This window comes from Amycolatopsis sp. NPDC049688 (assembly GCF_040674975.1).
In the GTDB taxonomy this organism is placed as follows: domain Bacteria; phylum Actinomycetota; class Actinomycetes; order Mycobacteriales; family Pseudonocardiaceae; genus Amycolatopsis.
The window spans coordinates 205,116-220,701 of the sequence record NZ_JBFANY010000010.1; the positions used below are offsets into that span (position 1 = coordinate 205,116).

Annotated in this window: 17 protein-coding genes; 10 read left to right on the forward strand and 7 right to left on the reverse strand. The window is 72.6% G+C overall.

Features of this window, described 5'->3' with window-relative positions:
* Window positions 1-4: 4 nt before the first annotated feature.
* From AB0J55_RS29315 to AB0J55_RS29325, 3 genes are read right to left on the reverse strand one after another with little or no spacing between them, the layout of a single operon-like run.
* A complete protein-coding gene (locus tag AB0J55_RS29315; protein WP_364255366.1) occupies window positions 5-754 on the reverse strand; it encodes a 3-hydroxybutyrate dehydrogenase in 750 nt (249 codons plus the stop codon).
* 49 nt (window positions 755-803) lie between these two features.
* Entirely contained in the window at window positions 804-992 is a 189-nt protein-coding gene (locus AB0J55_RS29320) for a DUF397 domain-containing protein (protein WP_364255369.1), read from the reverse strand.
* A complete protein-coding gene (locus AB0J55_RS29325) occupies window positions 985-1,839 on the reverse strand; it encodes a helix-turn-helix transcriptional regulator (RefSeq protein WP_364255372.1) in 855 nt (284 codons plus the stop codon). Before AB0J55_RS29325 ends, AB0J55_RS29320 begins: the two co-directional genes overlap by 8 nt.
* An 87-nt stretch (window positions 1,840-1,926) precedes the next feature.
* On the opposite strand from AB0J55_RS29325, the gene AB0J55_RS29330 reads away from it, so the two are divergent.
* Window positions 1,927-2,367, forward strand: coding sequence for a hypothetical protein (locus AB0J55_RS29330; RefSeq protein WP_364255375.1), 441 nt, complete (start codon window positions 1,927-1,929; stop codon window positions 2,365-2,367).
* Here AB0J55_RS29330 and AB0J55_RS29335 read toward each other — a convergent pair.
* Complete coding sequence (locus tag AB0J55_RS29335; RefSeq protein ID WP_364255378.1) at window positions 2,321-2,713, reverse strand: VOC family protein; 393 nt, start codon at window positions 2,711-2,713, stop codon at window positions 2,321-2,323. The genes AB0J55_RS29330 and AB0J55_RS29335 overlap by 47 nt on opposite strands.
* 87 nt (window positions 2,714-2,800) lie before the next feature.
* On the opposite strand from AB0J55_RS29335, the gene AB0J55_RS29340 reads away from it, so the two are divergent.
* The 3 genes from AB0J55_RS29340 to AB0J55_RS29350 all read left to right on the forward strand — a co-directional run bounded on the left by AB0J55_RS29340 (window position 2,801) and on the right by AB0J55_RS29350 (window position 6,234).
* Window positions 2,801-3,739 (forward strand): WYL domain-containing protein, encoded by a 939-nt coding sequence (locus AB0J55_RS29340; protein ID WP_364255381.1) that lies wholly within the window; start codon window positions 2,801-2,803, stop codon window positions 3,737-3,739.
* Between the two features lie 165 nt (window positions 3,740-3,904).
* Window positions 3,905-5,971, forward strand: coding sequence for an AMP-binding protein (locus AB0J55_RS29345; RefSeq protein ID WP_364255384.1), 2,067 nt, complete (start codon window positions 3,905-3,907; stop codon window positions 5,969-5,971).
* Window positions 5,971-6,234: a hypothetical protein gene (locus tag AB0J55_RS29350; protein ID WP_364255387.1), complete on the forward strand. Its 264-nt coding sequence runs from the start codon at window positions 5,971-5,973 to the stop codon at window positions 6,232-6,234. Before AB0J55_RS29345 ends, AB0J55_RS29350 begins: the two co-directional genes overlap by 1 nt.
* Here AB0J55_RS29350 and AB0J55_RS29355 read toward each other — a convergent pair.
* Window positions 6,219-6,818, reverse strand: coding sequence for a GyrI-like domain-containing protein (locus AB0J55_RS29355; protein WP_364255390.1), 600 nt, complete (start codon window positions 6,816-6,818; stop codon window positions 6,219-6,221). The two genes, AB0J55_RS29350 and AB0J55_RS29355, sit on opposite strands and share 16 nt — an antisense overlap.
* Complete coding sequence (locus AB0J55_RS29360) at window positions 6,818-7,327, reverse strand: PadR family transcriptional regulator (RefSeq protein WP_364255393.1); 510 nt, start codon at window positions 7,325-7,327, stop codon at window positions 6,818-6,820. The genes AB0J55_RS29355 and AB0J55_RS29360 overlap by 1 nt, the downstream gene beginning before the upstream one ends.
* Before the next feature lie 165 nt (window positions 7,328-7,492).
* Between AB0J55_RS29360 and AB0J55_RS29365 the strand changes: the two genes are divergently transcribed.
* From AB0J55_RS29365 to rpmJ, 6 genes are all read left to right on the forward strand, one after another.
* A complete protein-coding gene (locus AB0J55_RS29365; RefSeq protein WP_364255576.1) occupies window positions 7,493-8,800 on the forward strand; it encodes an SWIM zinc finger family protein in 1,308 nt (435 codons plus the stop codon).
* A 157-nt stretch (window positions 8,801-8,957) separates the two neighbouring features.
* The gene (locus AB0J55_RS29370; protein WP_364255396.1) at window positions 8,958-10,343 is read left to right on the forward strand and encodes a DUF5691 domain-containing protein; all 1,386 of its coding nucleotides are present in this window, start codon (window positions 8,958-8,960) and stop codon (window positions 10,341-10,343) included.
* The gene (locus AB0J55_RS29375) at window positions 10,340-11,425 is read left to right on the forward strand and encodes an AAA family ATPase (RefSeq protein WP_364255399.1); all 1,086 of its coding nucleotides are present in this window, start codon (window positions 10,340-10,342) and stop codon (window positions 11,423-11,425) included. The genes AB0J55_RS29370 and AB0J55_RS29375 overlap by 4 nt, the downstream gene beginning before the upstream one ends.
* Entirely contained in the window at window positions 11,422-13,605 is a 2,184-nt protein-coding gene (locus AB0J55_RS29380) for a DUF5682 family protein (protein ID WP_364255402.1), read from the forward strand. Before AB0J55_RS29375 ends, AB0J55_RS29380 begins: the two co-directional genes overlap by 4 nt.
* Window positions 13,602-14,771, forward strand: a complete 1,170-nt coding sequence (locus AB0J55_RS29385; protein ID WP_364255405.1) for a VWA domain-containing protein — start codon at window positions 13,602-13,604, stop codon at window positions 14,769-14,771. Before AB0J55_RS29380 ends, AB0J55_RS29385 begins: the two co-directional genes overlap by 4 nt.
* A 73-nt stretch (window positions 14,772-14,844) precedes the next feature.
* Window positions 14,845-14,967 carry a 50S ribosomal protein L36 gene (gene rpmJ, locus AB0J55_RS29390; protein ID WP_043775060.1) on the forward strand — a complete coding sequence of 41 codons (123 nt, stop codon included), beginning with the start codon at window positions 14,845-14,847 and terminating at the stop codon, window positions 14,965-14,967.
* A 210-nt stretch (window positions 14,968-15,177) separates the two neighbouring features.
* On the opposite strand, the gene AB0J55_RS29395 is transcribed toward rpmJ, so the two are convergent.
* Window positions 15,178-15,546, reverse strand: coding sequence for a VOC family protein (locus tag AB0J55_RS29395; RefSeq protein WP_364255408.1), 369 nt, complete (start codon window positions 15,544-15,546; stop codon window positions 15,178-15,180).
* Window positions 15,547-15,586: the final 40 nt, after the last annotated feature.

The following is a 15,586-nucleotide window of genomic DNA, read 5'->3' on the forward strand; positions in this document are numbered from 1 at the left end:
GCGGTTAGGCGGCGGTCCAACCGCCATCGAGGGGAATCGAGGCCCCGGTGATGTGACCGGCGTGCGGCGAGCACAGCCACACCACCAGGGAAGCGACGTCTTCGGGTTCGATCAGCTTCTTGATCGCGGCCCGCTTGAGCAGGACGTCCGCGACGACGTCCTCGCGCGGGATGTCGTGCTCGGCGGCCTGGGCGTCGATCTGCCCGTCGACGAGCGGCGTACGCACGTAACCCGGGTTGACGCAGTTGCTCGTGACGCCGTGTTCGGCCCCTTCCAGGGCGGCGACCTTCGAGAGCCCTTCGAGGCCGTGCTTGGCGGCGACGTAGGCGGCTTTGAAGGCGGAGGCACGCAGGCCGTGGACGCTCGACATGTTCACGATCCGCCCCCAGCCCCGGGCGTACATCGAGGGCAGCGTGTGCCGGATGAGCAGGAAGGGGGCGGTCACCATCAGGGACTGGATGTGGGTGAACCGGTCGGGCGGGAAGTCCTGGATCGGCGCGATGTGCTGCACGCCGGCGTTGTTGACCAGGATGTCGGCTTCGGCGGGCAGGGCGTCGATGGAGGCGGGGTCGGTGAGGTCGGCGGCGTGCGCCCACCCGCCGACCTCGGTGGCGGCGGCTTCGGCGCGGTCGGCGTCCAAGTCGACGACGTGCACCTTGGCCCCGGCCGCGGCGAGGGCGCGGACGCAGGCGAGGCCGATGCCGCTCGCACCGCCGGTGACGAGGGCGGTGCGCCCGTCCAGATCGCTGGTCATGGACGGGAACGGTAAGCGTGACGCCGGTCGCTAGCTATGTGTGCGGGGACTACACCTGGGGAAGATCCAGTGTGGCTGGGCGACACAGTGCGGAGAGTAAGGCTTCCCACGATCGGGTGGAGATTTCGAGGGTGCCGCCGGAACGGTCCTTGGTGTCGCGGATTTTTGCCGCAGGTCCCAGCGCCACTTCGACGCAGTTGTCCTCGCCTGAGAAGCGGGAGGTCCGCCACTCACCCATCCGAGCCTCCGAGTTCGGCGATCACCTCCCCGATGAACGCGCAGCTCTCCTGCTCGCTCAGGGCAAGCGCCGCCAAGGTCTTGGCGGCGGAGCGATAATCCGCCACCTGATCGTCAGCGTAGAGGTAGGCGCTGGACCGGTACTGCTCGATGAACACGATCGGCGGCAGCTGCCAGAAGTCGAGGATCACGAACGGCCCGCACAGCCCGGGATGGAAGCTCGGGCTGCGGCGGAGCACCTGCAGGGAAATGTTGCTCCGCCGGGACAGATCGCGCAGGAAGCGGAGCTGCTCGACCATGACCGGCGGCTCAATGAAATCGGGCCGCAGCGCCGCCTCGCCGATGATCGCCCGGAACGGGGTCGGCCGCGCTCCCGCCAGCACGCTCCGCCGAGCCTGCCGGGCGTTGGCCAGCTTCTCGTTCTGCTCGCCGACGACCCCGAAACCAGCCAGCACGACCCGCGCATAGCCGGCGGTCTGCAGCAGCCCGGGAATCAGCGCCGGTTCCCATCCGAACAGCGCACTCGCCTCGCGCTCGTACTGCACATAGGTGCCCGGCTTCAGCGAGAACCCGGGCATCACTTTCTCGAGCCAGCTCAGTTCGGTCGCGGTGCGGGCGAGCTCCAGCAACCTCGCCCGCTCCCCCGGCTCCACGACCAGCGCCCCCATCAGCAGCGCCACCTGCTCGATCTTCGGGATCCGCTTCCCGTACTCCCAGTTGGACAGTTCCTGCGCATGCACGCCGATCTTCCGGGCCAGCTGCCGCACGCCCAGGTTCCGCGCCTCCCGGCAGGTGCGCAACCCGAACCCGAGCGCTCTCGCCCGGGGTGTCGCGAAGGGTGTCGCCATGAGCACATAGTGTCACCGGGGTCCGACATTTCCGCTCGCCCGCCCGTCCGCTGGTGTCGCGGATCCGCGTCGGTTTCCCTGCAGCTCATGGACCCAGACCACGCACTTCTGACCCGTCTGCGCGACCTCGCCGAAACGCTGCCCGGCGACATCACCTGGCTGACCGGCCCGCCCCTGCGCGCCGACGGCATGCGCGATCTCGGCGAGCGGCTCGCCTGCCTCGGCGCGGACCTGATCACGCGGGCCGGCGAGCTCGACGAGATCGCGGCCGCCCGCCTGCCCGCCCACGGCTGGATCCCCGAGTGCGGTCCGGAACCGCGCCGCCGGGCCGTCCACTACGTCGGGCGCGGCGAAGTACGGCTCGGCCTGATCTACTTCGCCAGCTGCGGCGCGGGCTGCTTCCCCTTCTACAGCAAGGACCCTTGGGACAAGACCGCCCGGCACCAGCGGTGCGAAAAGTGCGTGAAGGAGGCGTACCGGCTCATGAGCGTTCCGCCAGCACCGCAAGGTAGTGCACGTTCGTCATGATCCCGAGGACGTTGCCGAACGGGTCGACGACCGAGGCCGTCACGAACCCGGGCCCCCGCTCGGTGATCGGCTCGTACTCCTTCGCGCCGAGCTCGAGCAGGCGGCCGAACGTCGCTTCGAGGTCGTCGACGTGCCAGCGGACGATCTCCCCGCCGGGCTCGGCCTGGTTGCCGGGGGCGTACCGGCCGTCGATGACGCCGAGTTCGTGCCGGTAGTCGCCGATCCGGAACTCGAAGTACCCGGGGACTTCGAAGTACGGCTCGATCCCCAGGAACTCCGTGTACCAGGCTTTCGCGGCCTCGTGGTCGTCGGCGTAGTACGTGACGGTGGCCATTCCTCGCAGCATGTCCTGCTCCTGTTCCGTTCGGTGTGGCGCCAGCATGCGGAGTCAAAGTGCTCACCGAGTGCGCACTTTTCCTGCGAGACTTCCCCCGTGCGCGCCGACCGCCTCGTGGCCACCCTCCTGCTGATGCAGACCCGGGGCCGCGTCACGGCCGCCGAACTGGCCGCCGAGCTCGAAGTCTCGGTCGCGACGGCCCGCCGTGACCTCGAAGCGCTCTCGGCGGCCGGGGTGCCGGTGTACCCGCAGCCGGGCCGGGGCGGCGGCTGGCAGCTCGTCGGCGGCGCCCGCACCGACCTCTCGGGCCTGAGCGCCCGCGAAGCACAGGCCCTCTTCCTGCTGGCGGGCCCGGCGGCGGCCGGCTCCCCGGAGGTCAAGTCCGCGCTGCGGAAGCTGATGGGCGCCCTGCCGGGCACGTTCCGCGCGGAGGCGGAGGCCGCCGCGGACGCGGTCGTCGTCGACCAGACGGGCTGGGGCGAGCGCCCGAAGGACCGGCCGCCGATGGTCACCCTGCTGCGCGACGCCGTCATCGCCCGCCGCCGGGTCCTGCTGACCTACGCCGGGCGCGAACGTTCCGAGCGGCTGGTGGACCCGTGGGGCCTGGTCGACAAGGACGACGTCTGGTACCTGGTCGCCGGCACCGCGAAGGGCCGCCGCACGTTCCGCGTCGACCGGATCATCGCCGCCACCCCGACCGACGAGGCCGCCGACCGCCCCTCGGACCTGGAGCTGGCGCAGGTGTGGCGGGAGGTCGTCGAGGAGGTGGAGCAGCGGCGGTCCCTGCTCAGCGCGCACGTGGTCCTCGACCGCCGGTACTTCGGGGTGCTCCGGGGGCGGTTCGGGCGGCACTGCGAACTGGTCGCCGAGCTGCCCGGGAACCGCGTCCGGGCGCGGGTGGCCGCACCGGCGCCCATCATGATCGCGCAGGAGCTCGCGGGCTGGGGCGCGCTGGTCGACGTCGAAGATCCGGAATCGGTCCGGGCCGAGCTGGCACGCCTGGGTTCGGAGCTGCTGGCCCGCTATGCTCGGTGAACGGCGTTAATCCCTCTACAATGGACACCCGGAGGACCCACTACGAGTGTCCGTTACCCGCCGGTATCTGGCCGTTCGGAGTATCCGCGATCACCCGTTTGCTGCTAATGTGACGCCTCCGTGACCTGAACGTGCGTTCGGTGACACTTACGTGAGGGACGAGCGATGCGTGACGATGTGGTCGAGGCGAGTGCCGTGGTCGGGCACACGCCGGACGTGGTGTGGCAGATCGTCGGATCGCCGGAGTGGTACTCGCGGTTCGTGCCGGAGATCAGCTGGTGCGAGATCCAGGAGCCGGCCGCGCGCGGGCGTGGCCCGAAGGGCGCGATCCGGATCGTCCCCGAGCGGGGGCCGATGCTCCAGACGCAGATGCAGGCCGTCGTGTACCGGCCGGGCGAGCACGTCGTGTGGTGCGGGGTCCCCGACGAAGGCACCTGGGTCTCCCTGGAGCTCAGACCGCTGGCCGGCGGGAAGACCGAACTGTTCGTGCGGATGATGCTGCCGCCGGCGCACCTGGAACTCGTTTCGTCGATCAAGAAGGACGTCCGGGCCCTCGCGCGGCGCCTCGACCTGCACCTGGCCGGGGCGCCCGACCCCGCCACCGACGGCGAGACCAACAAGGCCACCAAGCTGCGCACCACGAGCATCCTGCTGCGCGCCGGCGTGCTCAGCGCCGGGCGGCCCGACAAGCTCGCGCGGCAGCTGAACTCCCTCGCGCAGTGGGGCGCCACGGTCGCGGGCGGCTACCAGGCCGCGGCGGCCCGCGTGCCGGACGAGCCCGCGCTGCACGACGAACGCAGTCTGCGCACCTTCCGCCAGGTCCAGGAGCGCAGCGACCGGCTCGCCAACGCGCTGAGCGAACTCGGCGTCGCCGAACGCGACCGGATCGCGCTGATGTGCCGCAACCACTCGGCGATGATCGAGTCGTTCGTCGCCGCCAGCAAGCTCGGCGCCGACGTCATCCTGCTGAACACCGGCCTGTCCGCGGCGTCGGTGAAGGACGTGCTCGCCGAGCACCAGCCCTCCGCCGTGCTGGCCGACGACGAGTTCGCGCAGACCATCGCGAACGTGCCGGGCGACTTCGCGCGGATCAGCACCTGGCCGGACGCCGACGCCGGCTACCCGACCGTCGACGAGCTGATCCACGCCGCGCCCGCCGACCGCCCGAAGCCGGTCGAGCGGCCCGGCCGGCTGATCGTGCTGACCTCCGGCACCACCGGGACGCCGAAGGGCGCCCGCCGTCCCACCCCGAAGGGGCTGGGCACCGCGGCGGCGATCCTCGACCGCATCCCGCTGCGCGCCGGCGACCGGCTGCTCGTGGCCGCGCCGCTGTTCCACACCTGGGGCCTCGCCGCGATGCAGATCGGCATGGCGCTGCGGGCGTCGCTCGCGCTGATCCGCAAGTTCGACGCCGAAGAGACGCTGCGGACGATCGCCGAGCAGAAGTGCGACGCGCTGTTCGCCGTGCCGATCATGCTGCAGCGGATCATGGACCTGCCCGAGCGGGTCCGCGCGCGCTACGACCTGTCGTCGCTGCGGATCGTGGCCAGCAGCGGCTCGGCGATGTCGGGGTCGTTCGTCACGCAGTTCATGGACACCTTCGGCGACGTCCTCTACAACTTCTACGGCTCGACCGAGGTGTCCTGGGCGAGCATCGCCGACCCGGCCGACCTGCGCGCGGCCCCGACGACGGCCGGCCGCTGCCCGCTGGGCACCCGCCTGGCGATCCTCGACGAGGACCGCAAGCCGGTGCCGCCGGGCGGCGAGGGCCAGATCTTCGTCGGCAACGACATGCTGTTCGAGGGCTACACGAGCGGCACGGACCCGGCCCGCGCGGCGGACATGATGGCCAGCGGCGACGTCGGCTACCTGGACGCGGCGGGCCGCCTGTTCGTCACCGGCCGCGCGGACGAGATGATCGTCTCGGGCGGCGAGAACGTGTTCCCCCGCCCGGTGGAGGAGGCGCTGGTGGCGCTTCCGGGCGTGCACGACGCGGCGGTGGTCGGCGTGGCGGACCCCGAGTGGGGCCAGCGCCTGGCGGCGTACGTCGTCCCGCGGCGGGGCGCGTCCCTGCACGCGGAGGACATCCGGCAGTACATCCACCACCGCCTGGCGCGGTTCGCGGTGCCGCGGGACGTGTACTTCGTGCCGGACCTGCCGCGCAACGCCACAGGCAAGATCCTCAAGCGCCTCCTGCACGACGACACCTGGCCCGCGACCAGCGAATACTGATGCCCGAGTACACGCCGGACGGCCGGTACATCGTCGTCGACGGCCGCCGCTGGCGCGCGACCGACCCCGAGATCCCCGACGACGTCCGCGACCGCCTGCAGAAGCACCTGATGGCGGCCCGGCGGGTCCAGGACCGCCCGCGTGTCCAGCTGGCGAAGGTGGCGCTGGGCGAGCGCGGTGAGCCGTGGTGGGAGCAGACGTCCGCCCAGCGCCGGGCGCGGTGGGAAAGCGGCCTCGCCGCCCTCGATCAGCCGACGGGCTGACGGATCACCGTCTTGAGTTTCGCGGGTTCGACGCGCCTCGGGTCGCCGAGGTAGACCTCGTGGTGCAGCCCGGCCTCCTTCAGCCCTTGCTCCGCCAGGAATTCGTCGTGCAGGCGGGCCATGATCGGTCCCTCGTCGTCGTACGAGCCGATGTGGAGCACCTGCGCGCACCGGCCCTCGTGGAGCTTCTCGAACCGGACCGGCGCGTCGATCTTCTTCTTGTTCTGCACGGTTTCCCGCGCCTGCTCGACGGCCTCCTCACCGATCCACGGCGGCTGTGCGATGAGCATCGTCCACTGCCAGGAATCCTTGGCGCGCACGGTGAAAGCCTCGTAGTCCTCGGCCCACCACAGACCTTCCAGTGGCCCGACGACGAAGTCCTCGCCGCGTTCCTTCGCCGCGAACTTGATCGTGTACGCGAAGGCGTACAGCGCCTCGACGGCCTGTTTGTAGCTCTCGGCCGTGTTCGGGTTGCCGCGGCCGTCGATGGCGAGGAACCGCTGCTCGGGCACGTCGAGCAGCGCCCAGTCCCGGTTCTTGGGGGCGTAGAGCTGCTTGAGTTCCTTCTTGATGTCGTACGGCATCAGGTCATCCCTTCCAGCCAGCGAGCTTCCGCCTCGAGCTGCGCGATGGAGTAGTCGAAGATCGCCCGCACGAACGGCGGGGCGTGTTTCTGCGCGTCCGCTGCCTGCCGCACTTCCGCCAGCCGTTCGCCGACCGCTTCCGCGCGCCGGGCCAGCGCGGCCGCGACCCGTTCGGGCGGGACCGCCGGGCTGTTGGCCAGCCCGACCAGCACGGGCTGGTGCATCGGGCGTAGCTCCGCGATGGCCGCTTCGGCCGCCGCCGCGCACGCTTTCCGGCCCGCTTCGGTGGCGGTGAACGTCTTCTTGGCCTTGGGGTGCGCGCGTTCGGCCTCGACCTCGGCCACCAGGCCGCGGTCGCGGAGTTTGCCCAGGACGTAGTAGATCGAGCTGAAGCCCAGCGCCGTCCAGTCGCGCATGCCGCGTTCGGAGACGACCTCGTCCAGCTCGTAGCCGTGCCTCGGCCGCTCGACCACCAGGCCGAGCACCGTGAGTTCCGCGTCGGTCAGCACGCTCGTACTCTAGCACTAGAATAGCCGCGTTCCGGAAATTGTCGGTGCCATCCGGGGCTCCGCCCCAGGTCGGGGGCTCCGCCACCCGAACCCCCGAAAAAATGTCGGTGGGTGCTGGCATGCTTCAGCGGTACCCGAAACCGAGGGAGAACAGTGGGGGGACAGGTGGTGACGGCGGTGCCGTGGACCGCGGAACGCGTGGCCGGGCTGGCGCCGGATCCCGCATCGGAGAAGGCGGGCCGGGCGCTGGCCACGCCGGCGAAGTGGACGGGCGCGGGCGCGTCCGAAGACGCCGTGTGGGGCTTCTGCCAGGGCAGTGGCAAGAAGCCGTACCAGACGTGCGTCGAGCTGGCCGAGCCCGCGTTCCGGTGTTCCTGTCCGAGCCGGAAGTTCCCGTGCAAGCACGCGCTGGGCCTGCTTCTGTTGTGGTCGGCCGGACGGGTCGACACGGCCGAGGCGCCGGACTGGGTGCACGCGTGGCTGGCCGAGCGGGCCGACCGCGCCCGGCGGGCGGAAAAACGCGCCGAAGCGGCGGGCCCGAAGGACGAGGAGGCGGCCGCGCGCCGCGCTTCCGAACGGGCGGCGCGCGTCGAAGGCGGCGTCGCGGAGCTGAAGGTGTGGCTCACCGACCGGATCGGCGCGGGGTTCGCGGGCTTCGAACGCAACGGCGGCGAAGAGCTGCGCACGGTCGCGGCCCGGATGGTCGACGCCCAGGCCGGCGGCCTGGCGGGCGGCCTGCGCCGGGCGGCCGGCATCGTCGGCCGCCGCGACTGGCCGGAGGCGCTGCTGGCCGAGCTGTCGCTGCTGTACCTGCTGGCGGACTCGGCCACGCGGCTGGAGTCGTTGCCACCGGCGCTGGCGGAGACGGTCCGCACCCGGCTGGGGTTTTCCGTGGAGACGGCCCGGGTGCTGGAGGAGGGCGAGCGCGTCAAGGACGACTGGCTGATCACCGGCGCGGCCGACGAGGAGAACGACCGGCTGCTCACCCGCCGCACGTGGCTGCGCGGCCTCGGCACGGGCCGGGACGCGCTGGTGCTGTCGTTCGCACCACCGGGCCGCCCGCTGGACACGTCCCTCCCACCCGGCCACCGGCTGACGGCCGAGCTGGCGTACTACCCGGGCGCGGCCCCGCTGCGGGCCCTGGTGGCAGAGCGCGGAATCCCCCTCGCGGCCCCGGCGGCGGAGGGCGGTTCGATCGCGGAGGCGCTCGCGGCGTACGCGCGTGCGATGGCGGCGGACCCGTGGCTGGAGCGCTGGCCGGTGTTGCTGTCGAACGTGACCCCGGCCGAGCACGGCGGCGGCTGGTGTCTGTCCGAAAAGGACGGAACGGCGCTACCGCTGGTGCCGTATGCGTTCCCGTGGTCGCTGCTGGCCTTGTCGGCGGGCAACCCGCTGACGGTGGCGGGCGAGTGGAGCCCGGCGGGGCTGCGGCCCCTGATGTGCTGGCACGAGAACCGGGCGGTGCGGCTGTGAACGACGCCTCGAACCACCTCGGCCGCCGACCCGCGCCCGGCCATCCGGAAACGAGCCACCCGGTCACGCACCACCAACCCGCGCCCGGCCAACCAGAACCGCGCAGCGCGGCCATGTCCCTCGCCCCTCACCGCAACCAGGAACCGGAGGTCCGCCCGTGAAGGCCTGGGAAGACCTCGTCGGCACCGCCCTCCTCGGCACCCGGCGGCGCACCCTCGATCCCGCCGCCCAGCCACCGGCGGTCCAGCACCTCGTCGACGGCAAATCCGACCCCGCCGAACAGCTGCTCGCCGCCGCGGCCGTGCTCACCACCTACCGGCGGGCCGGCCGGCACGCGCTGCACGACGTCCGGCCGCTCCCCGTCGCCGCCCCGGACGACCGGCCGCACGTGCCGCCGCTCGCCCGGGAACGGCTCGGCCGGCTGCTCGCCGCCAGCCATCCCGACCTGCTGCTCGAATGGCTCGGCATCGTCGCCGGCACCGCCTACCGTGTCCCGCCCGAAACCCTGCCGCTGCTCGCCGAAGCCGCCCGGACCAAGGCCGCCCTGCGTGCACCGCTGGTCGCCGTGGCCGGGCCGGTCGGGGCCTGGCTCGGGCAGCGGAACCCCGACTGGTCCTTCCTGGCCGCGCCCTCGGAAGAACAAGCCGACGTCTGGCAGTACGGCAGCCTCGCCCAGCGGCGGCGCTGGCTCGCCGCCAAGCTCGCCGAAGACCCCGAGGCCGCCCGGGAAGCCCTCGCCTCCTCCTGGAAGAGCGAGCCCGCCGATGTGCGGGCCGACTTCCTCGGCGTGCTCGCCGGGCACGTGCGGCCCCAGGACGAAGCCTTCCTCGAAACCGCGCTCACCGATCGCGCCGCCGCCGTCCGGGAACAGGCCGCCGACCTGCTCGGGCGGATTCCCGGCACGCGCTACGGCCAGGGCATGGCGCAGCGGCTGCGACCCCTCGTCCACCGCCGGAACCGGGTGCTCACCGTCGCCCTGCCCCAGGGCGAACGCGGCGACGGCACCGTCCGGCTGCGCACGCTCGTCGCCGCCGCCCCGCTGTCCTTCTGGTCCGAGTTCGGCCCGCCGGCCGAGGTCGTGCGGATGACCGTCGAAGGCTGCCCGGCCGGGGTGCTGCGCGACTCCTGGGCCACCGCCGCCCTGCGCCAGCGCGACGAAACCTGGGCGCAGGCGCTGATCGGCGCCGACCCCGGCGGGCGCACCACGCCGCCGCTGCTCGGCGTGCTGAGCCCCGCGGCCCAGGCCGCCACCGTCGGGCACCTGATCGGCCGGCTGCCCGTCGAATCGTTCGCCCGGCTGGTGCACGAGCTGCCCCGGCCGTGGACGAAGGAGCTCGGCACCGCCCTGCTCGACTGGATCGCCCGCCAGGACGACCACCGCCTGGTCTCGCACGCCGCCGTCGTGATCGCCCGCGCGGTCCCGGCCGAATGCCTGCGTCACCCGCTCGCCACCACCCGGCTGACCATGGACGCCGGTCCGTGGCGCCGGGCGCTCACCGAAACCCTGAACTTCCGCCGCGAAATGTACGAGGAGCTCGCATGACCGCCCCCACCGTCCTCCGGCCGCACGCCGAACAGGACCACGCCGCCGAGCTGGCCGCGCTGGCCGCCGCCGACGACCGGGCCAAGCCGCCGAACTGGAACCTCTCCCCCTGGGCCGTCGTCGAGTACCTGCTCGGCGGCACCCTGCCGGACGGCACCGTGATCACCCCGAAGTACGTCGGCCCGCGGCGGCTGATCGAGGTCGCCGTCGCCACCCTGGCCACCGACCGCGCGCTGCTGCTGCTCGGCGTGCCCGGCACGGCGAAGACGTGGGTGTCCGAGCACCTCTCCGCCGCCATCAGCGGGGACTCGACGCTGCTGGTGCAGGGCACCGCGGGCACGTCCGAGGAGTCGATCCGCTACGGCTGGAACTACGCGCGCCTGATCGCCGAGGGCCCGAGCGCCGCCGCGCTCGTCGAAAGCCCGGTGCTGCGCGCGATGCGGGACGGCAAGCTCGCCCGTCTCGAAGAGCTGACGCGCATCCCGGCCGACGTCCAGGACTCGCTGATCACCATCCTGTCCGAAAAGACGCTGCCGATCCCGGAACTCGGCACCGAGGTGCAGGCGCGGCCGGGCTTCAACCTGATCGCGACCGCGAACAACCGCGACAAGGGCGTCAACGAGCTGTCCAGCGCGCTGCGGCGGCGGTTCAACACGGTCGTGCTGCCGCTGCCGGACAGCGCCGAGGCCGAGGTCGAGATCGTCAGCCGGCGGGTCGCCGAGCTGGGCACCTCGCTGCAGCTGCCCGCGGAGGCCGCCGAGCTGGCGGAGATCCGCCGGGTGGTCACGGTGTTCCGCGAGCTGCGCTCGGGACGCACCGAAGACGGCCGCACGGCGGTGAAGTCGCCGTCCGGCACGCTGTCGACCGCGGAAGCGATCAGCGTGCTCACCGGCGGGCTCGCCCTGGCCGCCCACTTCGGCGACGGTGTGCTGCGCCCGCACGACATCGCCGCGGGCATCCACGGCGCGGTGGTCAAGGACCCGGTGGCCGACCGCGCGATCTGGATCGAGTACCTGGAGACCGTCGTCCGCGAGCGCGACGGCTGGGCCGACTTCTACCGGGCCGGTCAGGAGATCTCTTGACCTCGACCCACCTGCTCGGCATCCGCCACCACGGCCCGGGATCCGCCCGGGCCGTGGCGGCGCGGCTCGCCGAACTCGAACCCGACGTCGTCCTCATCGAAGGCCCGCCCGAAGCCGACGCGCTGGTCGAGCTCGCCGAAGACCCGGCCATGCAGCCGCCGGTCGCGCTGCTGGCGTACGCGACCGACGACGTCTCGCGCGCCGCGTTCTGGCCGTTCGCCGTCTTCAGCCCGGAGTGGCAGGCCCTCACCTACGCCCGCGAGGCCGGGATCCCGGTGCGGTTCTGCGACCTCCCGGCCGCGCACACCTTCGCCGCACCGCCGGACGAGCACACCGGCCCGCCGGTCGACCCGCTCGCCCTGCTGGCCTCGGCCGGCGGGTACGACGACCCGGAACGCTGGTGGGACGACGTCGTCGAGTCGCGGCAGGACACCGAAAGCCCGTTCGAGGTGATCGCCGAGGCGATGACCGCGGTGCGGGAAGAGGAAAAACCCCCGCAGGGCAACGAAGCCCGCCGCGAGGCGTACATGCGCTCGGTGCTGCGCCGCACCCGCAAGGACGGTTTCGAGAACATCGCCGTCGTCTGCGGTGCGTGGCACGTGCCCGCGCTGGCCGACCCGCTGCCGCCGGCGTCGCACGACCAGGCCGTCCTCAAAGGACTGCCGAAGCGCAAGGTCGCGTGCACCTGGGTGCCGTGGACGCACGGGCGCCTCGCCACGGCCAGCGGCTACGGCGCCGGCGTCCGCTCGCCGGGCTGGTACCACCACCTGTTCACGACATCCGGCGACGTCACCGCGCGCTGGCTGGCCGGCGTCGCCGCGGTGCTGCGGGAGGAGGACCTGCCCGTCTCCACCGCGCACGTCATCGAGGCGGTCCGCCTCGCCGGCACCCTGGCGACGCTGCGGGGCCGCTCGTCGGCCGGGCTCGCCGAGGTCACCGAAGCCACCCGGTCCGTGCTGTGCGGCGGCGACGAGGTGCAGGTCGAGCTCGTCACGCGGCGGCTGGTGGTCGGCGAGCGGCTCGGCGAGGTGCCGGAGAGCGTCCCGCAGCCGCCGCTGGCCGCGGATCTGACGGCGACCGCGAAGCGCCTGCGGCTCAAGAAGGACCCGGTCGTCAAGGAACTCGACCTGGACCTGCGGACACCGGGCGGGCTCGACCGGTCGAAGCTGCTGCACCGGCTGCGCATCCTCGGCATCGAGTGGGGCAGCCGGGAGGCGTCGGCGCGGCGGAACAAGGGCACGTTCCGCGAAACCTGGGCGCTGGCCTGGGAACCGTCGTTCGAGGTCGACCTGGTCGCGGCGGCGGTGTACGGGACGACCGTGCCGTCGGCGGCCACCGCCGCGGTGCGCGGCACCGTCGAGGGCACGCCCCCGCTGGACGAAGTCACCACAGCCGTCGAAAACTGCCTGCTCGCGGACCTGCCGGAGGCGCTGCCCGAAGCGCTCGCGGCCCTCGACGCCCGGGCGGCGGCGGACGCGGACGTGGCCCGCCTGATGTCGGCCCTGCCCGCGCTGGCCCGGGCCACCCGGTACGGCAACGTCCGCGGCACGGACACCGCCGCGCTGCGCGCGGTCGCCGACCGGATGCTGGACCGGATCTGCGCCGGCCTGCCGCCGGCGGCGCACGGGATCGACGACGACGCCGCGGCCCGGCTGGCCAAGCTGGTCGACGGCGTCCACGACGCCACGTCCTTGCTGGGCGAAGACCCGAAGGAGCGCTGGCTGGCGGCACTGGCCCGGCTGGCGGAAAAGCCTTCGCTGCCCCCGCTGCTGGCCGGCCGGCTCACCCGCATCCTGCACGACGCGGGGTTGTTCGACGCGCTCGACATCGAACTGAGGCTGGGCCGGGCGCTCACGCCGGGGGTCGTCCCGTCGGCGGGCGCGGCGTACGTCGAAGGCTTCTTCGACGGCGGCGCGCTGCTGCTGGTGCACGACGAGGGCCTGCTGCGGGTGATCGACGGGTGGCTGTCGGCGATCCCCGCCGACGTCTTCACCGAGGTTCTTCCGCTGCTGCGCCGCACTTTCGGGGCGTTCAGCGGGCCCGAGAAACGGGCGATCGGGCAGCGCGCGGCCGGGCTCGGCGGCACCGCGCGGGCCGTGCCGGTGGCCGAGGAACTGGACGAAGACCGGGCCGAGCGCGTGCTGCCGGTCCTGGCGACGCTCTTGGGGGTGGGAGCATGAGCCCGGAGACCGACCGGGTGCGGCGCTGGCGGCTGGTGCTGGGCGGCGACGGCGCCGGGCCGGGGTCCGGACTGGAGGACGCTCAGCTGTCCGATGAGGACAGTGGGGTCGACGCGGTCCTGGCCGCCCTCTACGACAAGCCGGACGAGGAAGCCGCGGGCGGGCCGCGCAGCGCGAACCTGGGCGCGTCGGCGCCGCGGGTCGCGCGCTGGCTGGGCGACATCCGGCGGTACTTCCCCAGCACCGTCGTGCAGGTCATGCAGCGCGACGCCGTCGACCGGCTCGGGTTGACCCGGATGCTGCTGGAGAAGGAGCTGCTGTCGGCGGTCGAGCCGGACGTCCACCTGGTCGGGACACTGCTGTCGCTGAACGGCGTGCTGCCGGAGGAGACCAAGGAGACCGCGCGCGAGGTGGTCCGCAAGGTCGTCACGGAGCTGGAGGAGCGGCTGGCGGAACGCACCCGCGCGGCGATCCGGGGCGCGCTGGACAAGGCGTCGCGCACGCACCGGCCGCGGCCGGGCGACGTCGACTGGGCGCGCACGATCCACGCGAACCTCAAGCACTACTCCCCCGACCTGCGCACGATCGTCCCGGAGAAGCTGATCGGCTTCGGACGGCGGCAGCAGGCGGTGCAGCGGGACGTGATCCTGGCCGTCGACCAGTCGGGGTCGATGGCGGAATCGGTGGTGTACTCGGGGTTGTTCGGCGCGGTCCTGGCGTCGATGCGGGCGTTGAAGACGTCGTTCGTGGCGTTCGACACGGAGGTCGCGGACCTCACCGAGCACCTCGCCGACCCGGTCGACGTCCTGTTCGGCACCCAGCTGGGCGGCGGCACGGACATCAACCGCGCGATCGCGTACTGCCAGGGCCTGGTCGAGCGCCCCGAGCGGACGCTGCTGGTCCTGATCAGCGACCTCTACGAAGGCGGCGACGAGGAGGAGCTGCTGCACCGGATGGCGGAGCTGGCCGGCGCGGGGGTCCAGGTGGTGACGCTGCTGGCCCTGTCGGACTCGGGCGCACCCTCGTACGACCACGAGAACGCGGCGGCCCTGGCCGAGCTGGGCATCCCGGCGTTCGCGTGCACCCCGGACCAGTTCCCGGACCTGATGGCCGCCGCCATCCGCGGCGACGACCTGCAAGGGTGGGCAGCCCGCGAGACCAGCTGAGTTGCGGAATCAAACCGACCCCGGAGCGGTTATGCGGGGTGCGGGACAGCTCCCGCAGGAAGGACGGCTCGCCATGAAGGTCCGCAGCTCGATCCGTTCACTCGCCCGCCAGCCGGGTGCCCAGGTCATCCGCCGCGGCAACCGCGTGTTCGTGATCAACAAGGACAACCCCCGCTCCAAGGCCCGCCAAGGCTGACGCAGCACCCCACCAAGGCCCCGGAACTCCCCAGTTCCGGGGCCTTGGCCGTGCGCAAGAGGTCAACACGCGTGATTGGAGGGTCATCTCTCGTGATTGGAGGGTCGACACCCCTGGCCCAGCGGGTATCGCCGTGTCGACCCTTCAATCACGCATGATGACCCTCCAATCACGGGTGATGACCCTTGGCGCACGCCTCGGCAGCGGTACTCAGGCGGGGCCGGCGAGGCCGATGAGGTTGCCCTCGGGGTCGGTGAAGTGGGCGACCACCAGGTCCCGGCCCGGGGCGCGGTCCGGGCCCATCCGGCGGGTGCCGCCGAGGCGTTCCGCCTCCGCCAGTGCCGCCGCGACGTCCGGGACACCCACGTAGAACACCACGTGACTCTCGTACCCCGCGCCACCGCCGACGCCGCCCGGGATGCCGTCCGTCTCCACGAATCCGTAGCCGCCCGGTTCCGACACCTGGTCCGATACCGGGCCGGACGTGTCGAAGTCCCAGCCGAACAGTTCGCCGTAGTACCCGCGCAGCCGCGCCGGGTCGGTGCCGATGATCTCGAAGTGCACGACTGGCCGGCCCATGGCCCGTTCCTTCCGCCGACATCCGGACCCAGCGACCGTA

Coding starts and splice junctions, on each gene's coding strand:
- AB0J55_RS29385 (WP_364255405.1), top strand. CDS start 13,602: ATGAGCCCGGAGACCGACCGGGTGCGGCGCTGGCGGCTGGTGCTGGGC.
- AB0J55_RS29330 (WP_364255375.1), top strand. CDS start 1,927: ATGGACCCAGACCACGCACTTCTGACCCGTCTGCGCGACCTCGCCGAA.
- AB0J55_RS29325 (WP_364255372.1), bottom strand. CDS start 1,839: ATGGCGACACCCTTCGCGACACCCCGGGCGAGAGCGCTCGGGTTCGGG.
- AB0J55_RS29315 (WP_364255366.1), bottom strand. CDS start 754: ATGACCAGCGATCTGGACGGGCGCACCGCCCTCGTCACCGGCGGTGCG.
- AB0J55_RS29375 (WP_364255399.1), top strand. CDS start 10,340: ATGACCGCCCCCACCGTCCTCCGGCCGCACGCCGAACAGGACCACGCC.
- AB0J55_RS29335 (WP_364255378.1), bottom strand. CDS start 2,713: ATGCTGCGAGGAATGGCCACCGTCACGTACTACGCCGACGACCACGAG.
- AB0J55_RS29350 (WP_364255387.1), top strand. CDS start 5,971: ATGCCCGAGTACACGCCGGACGGCCGGTACATCGTCGTCGACGGCCGC.
- AB0J55_RS29320 (WP_364255369.1), bottom strand. CDS start 992: ATGGGTGAGTGGCGGACCTCCCGCTTCTCAGGCGAGGACAACTGCGTC.
- AB0J55_RS29355 (WP_364255390.1), bottom strand. CDS start 6,818: ATGCCGTACGACATCAAGAAGGAACTCAAGCAGCTCTACGCCCCCAAG.
- AB0J55_RS29395 (WP_364255408.1), bottom strand. CDS start 15,546: ATGGGCCGGCCAGTCGTGCACTTCGAGATCATCGGCACCGACCCGGCG.
- AB0J55_RS29345 (WP_364255384.1), top strand. CDS start 3,905: ATGCGTGACGATGTGGTCGAGGCGAGTGCCGTGGTCGGGCACACGCCG.
- rpmJ (WP_043775060.1), top strand. CDS start 14,845: ATGAAGGTCCGCAGCTCGATCCGTTCACTCGCCCGCCAGCCGGGTGCC.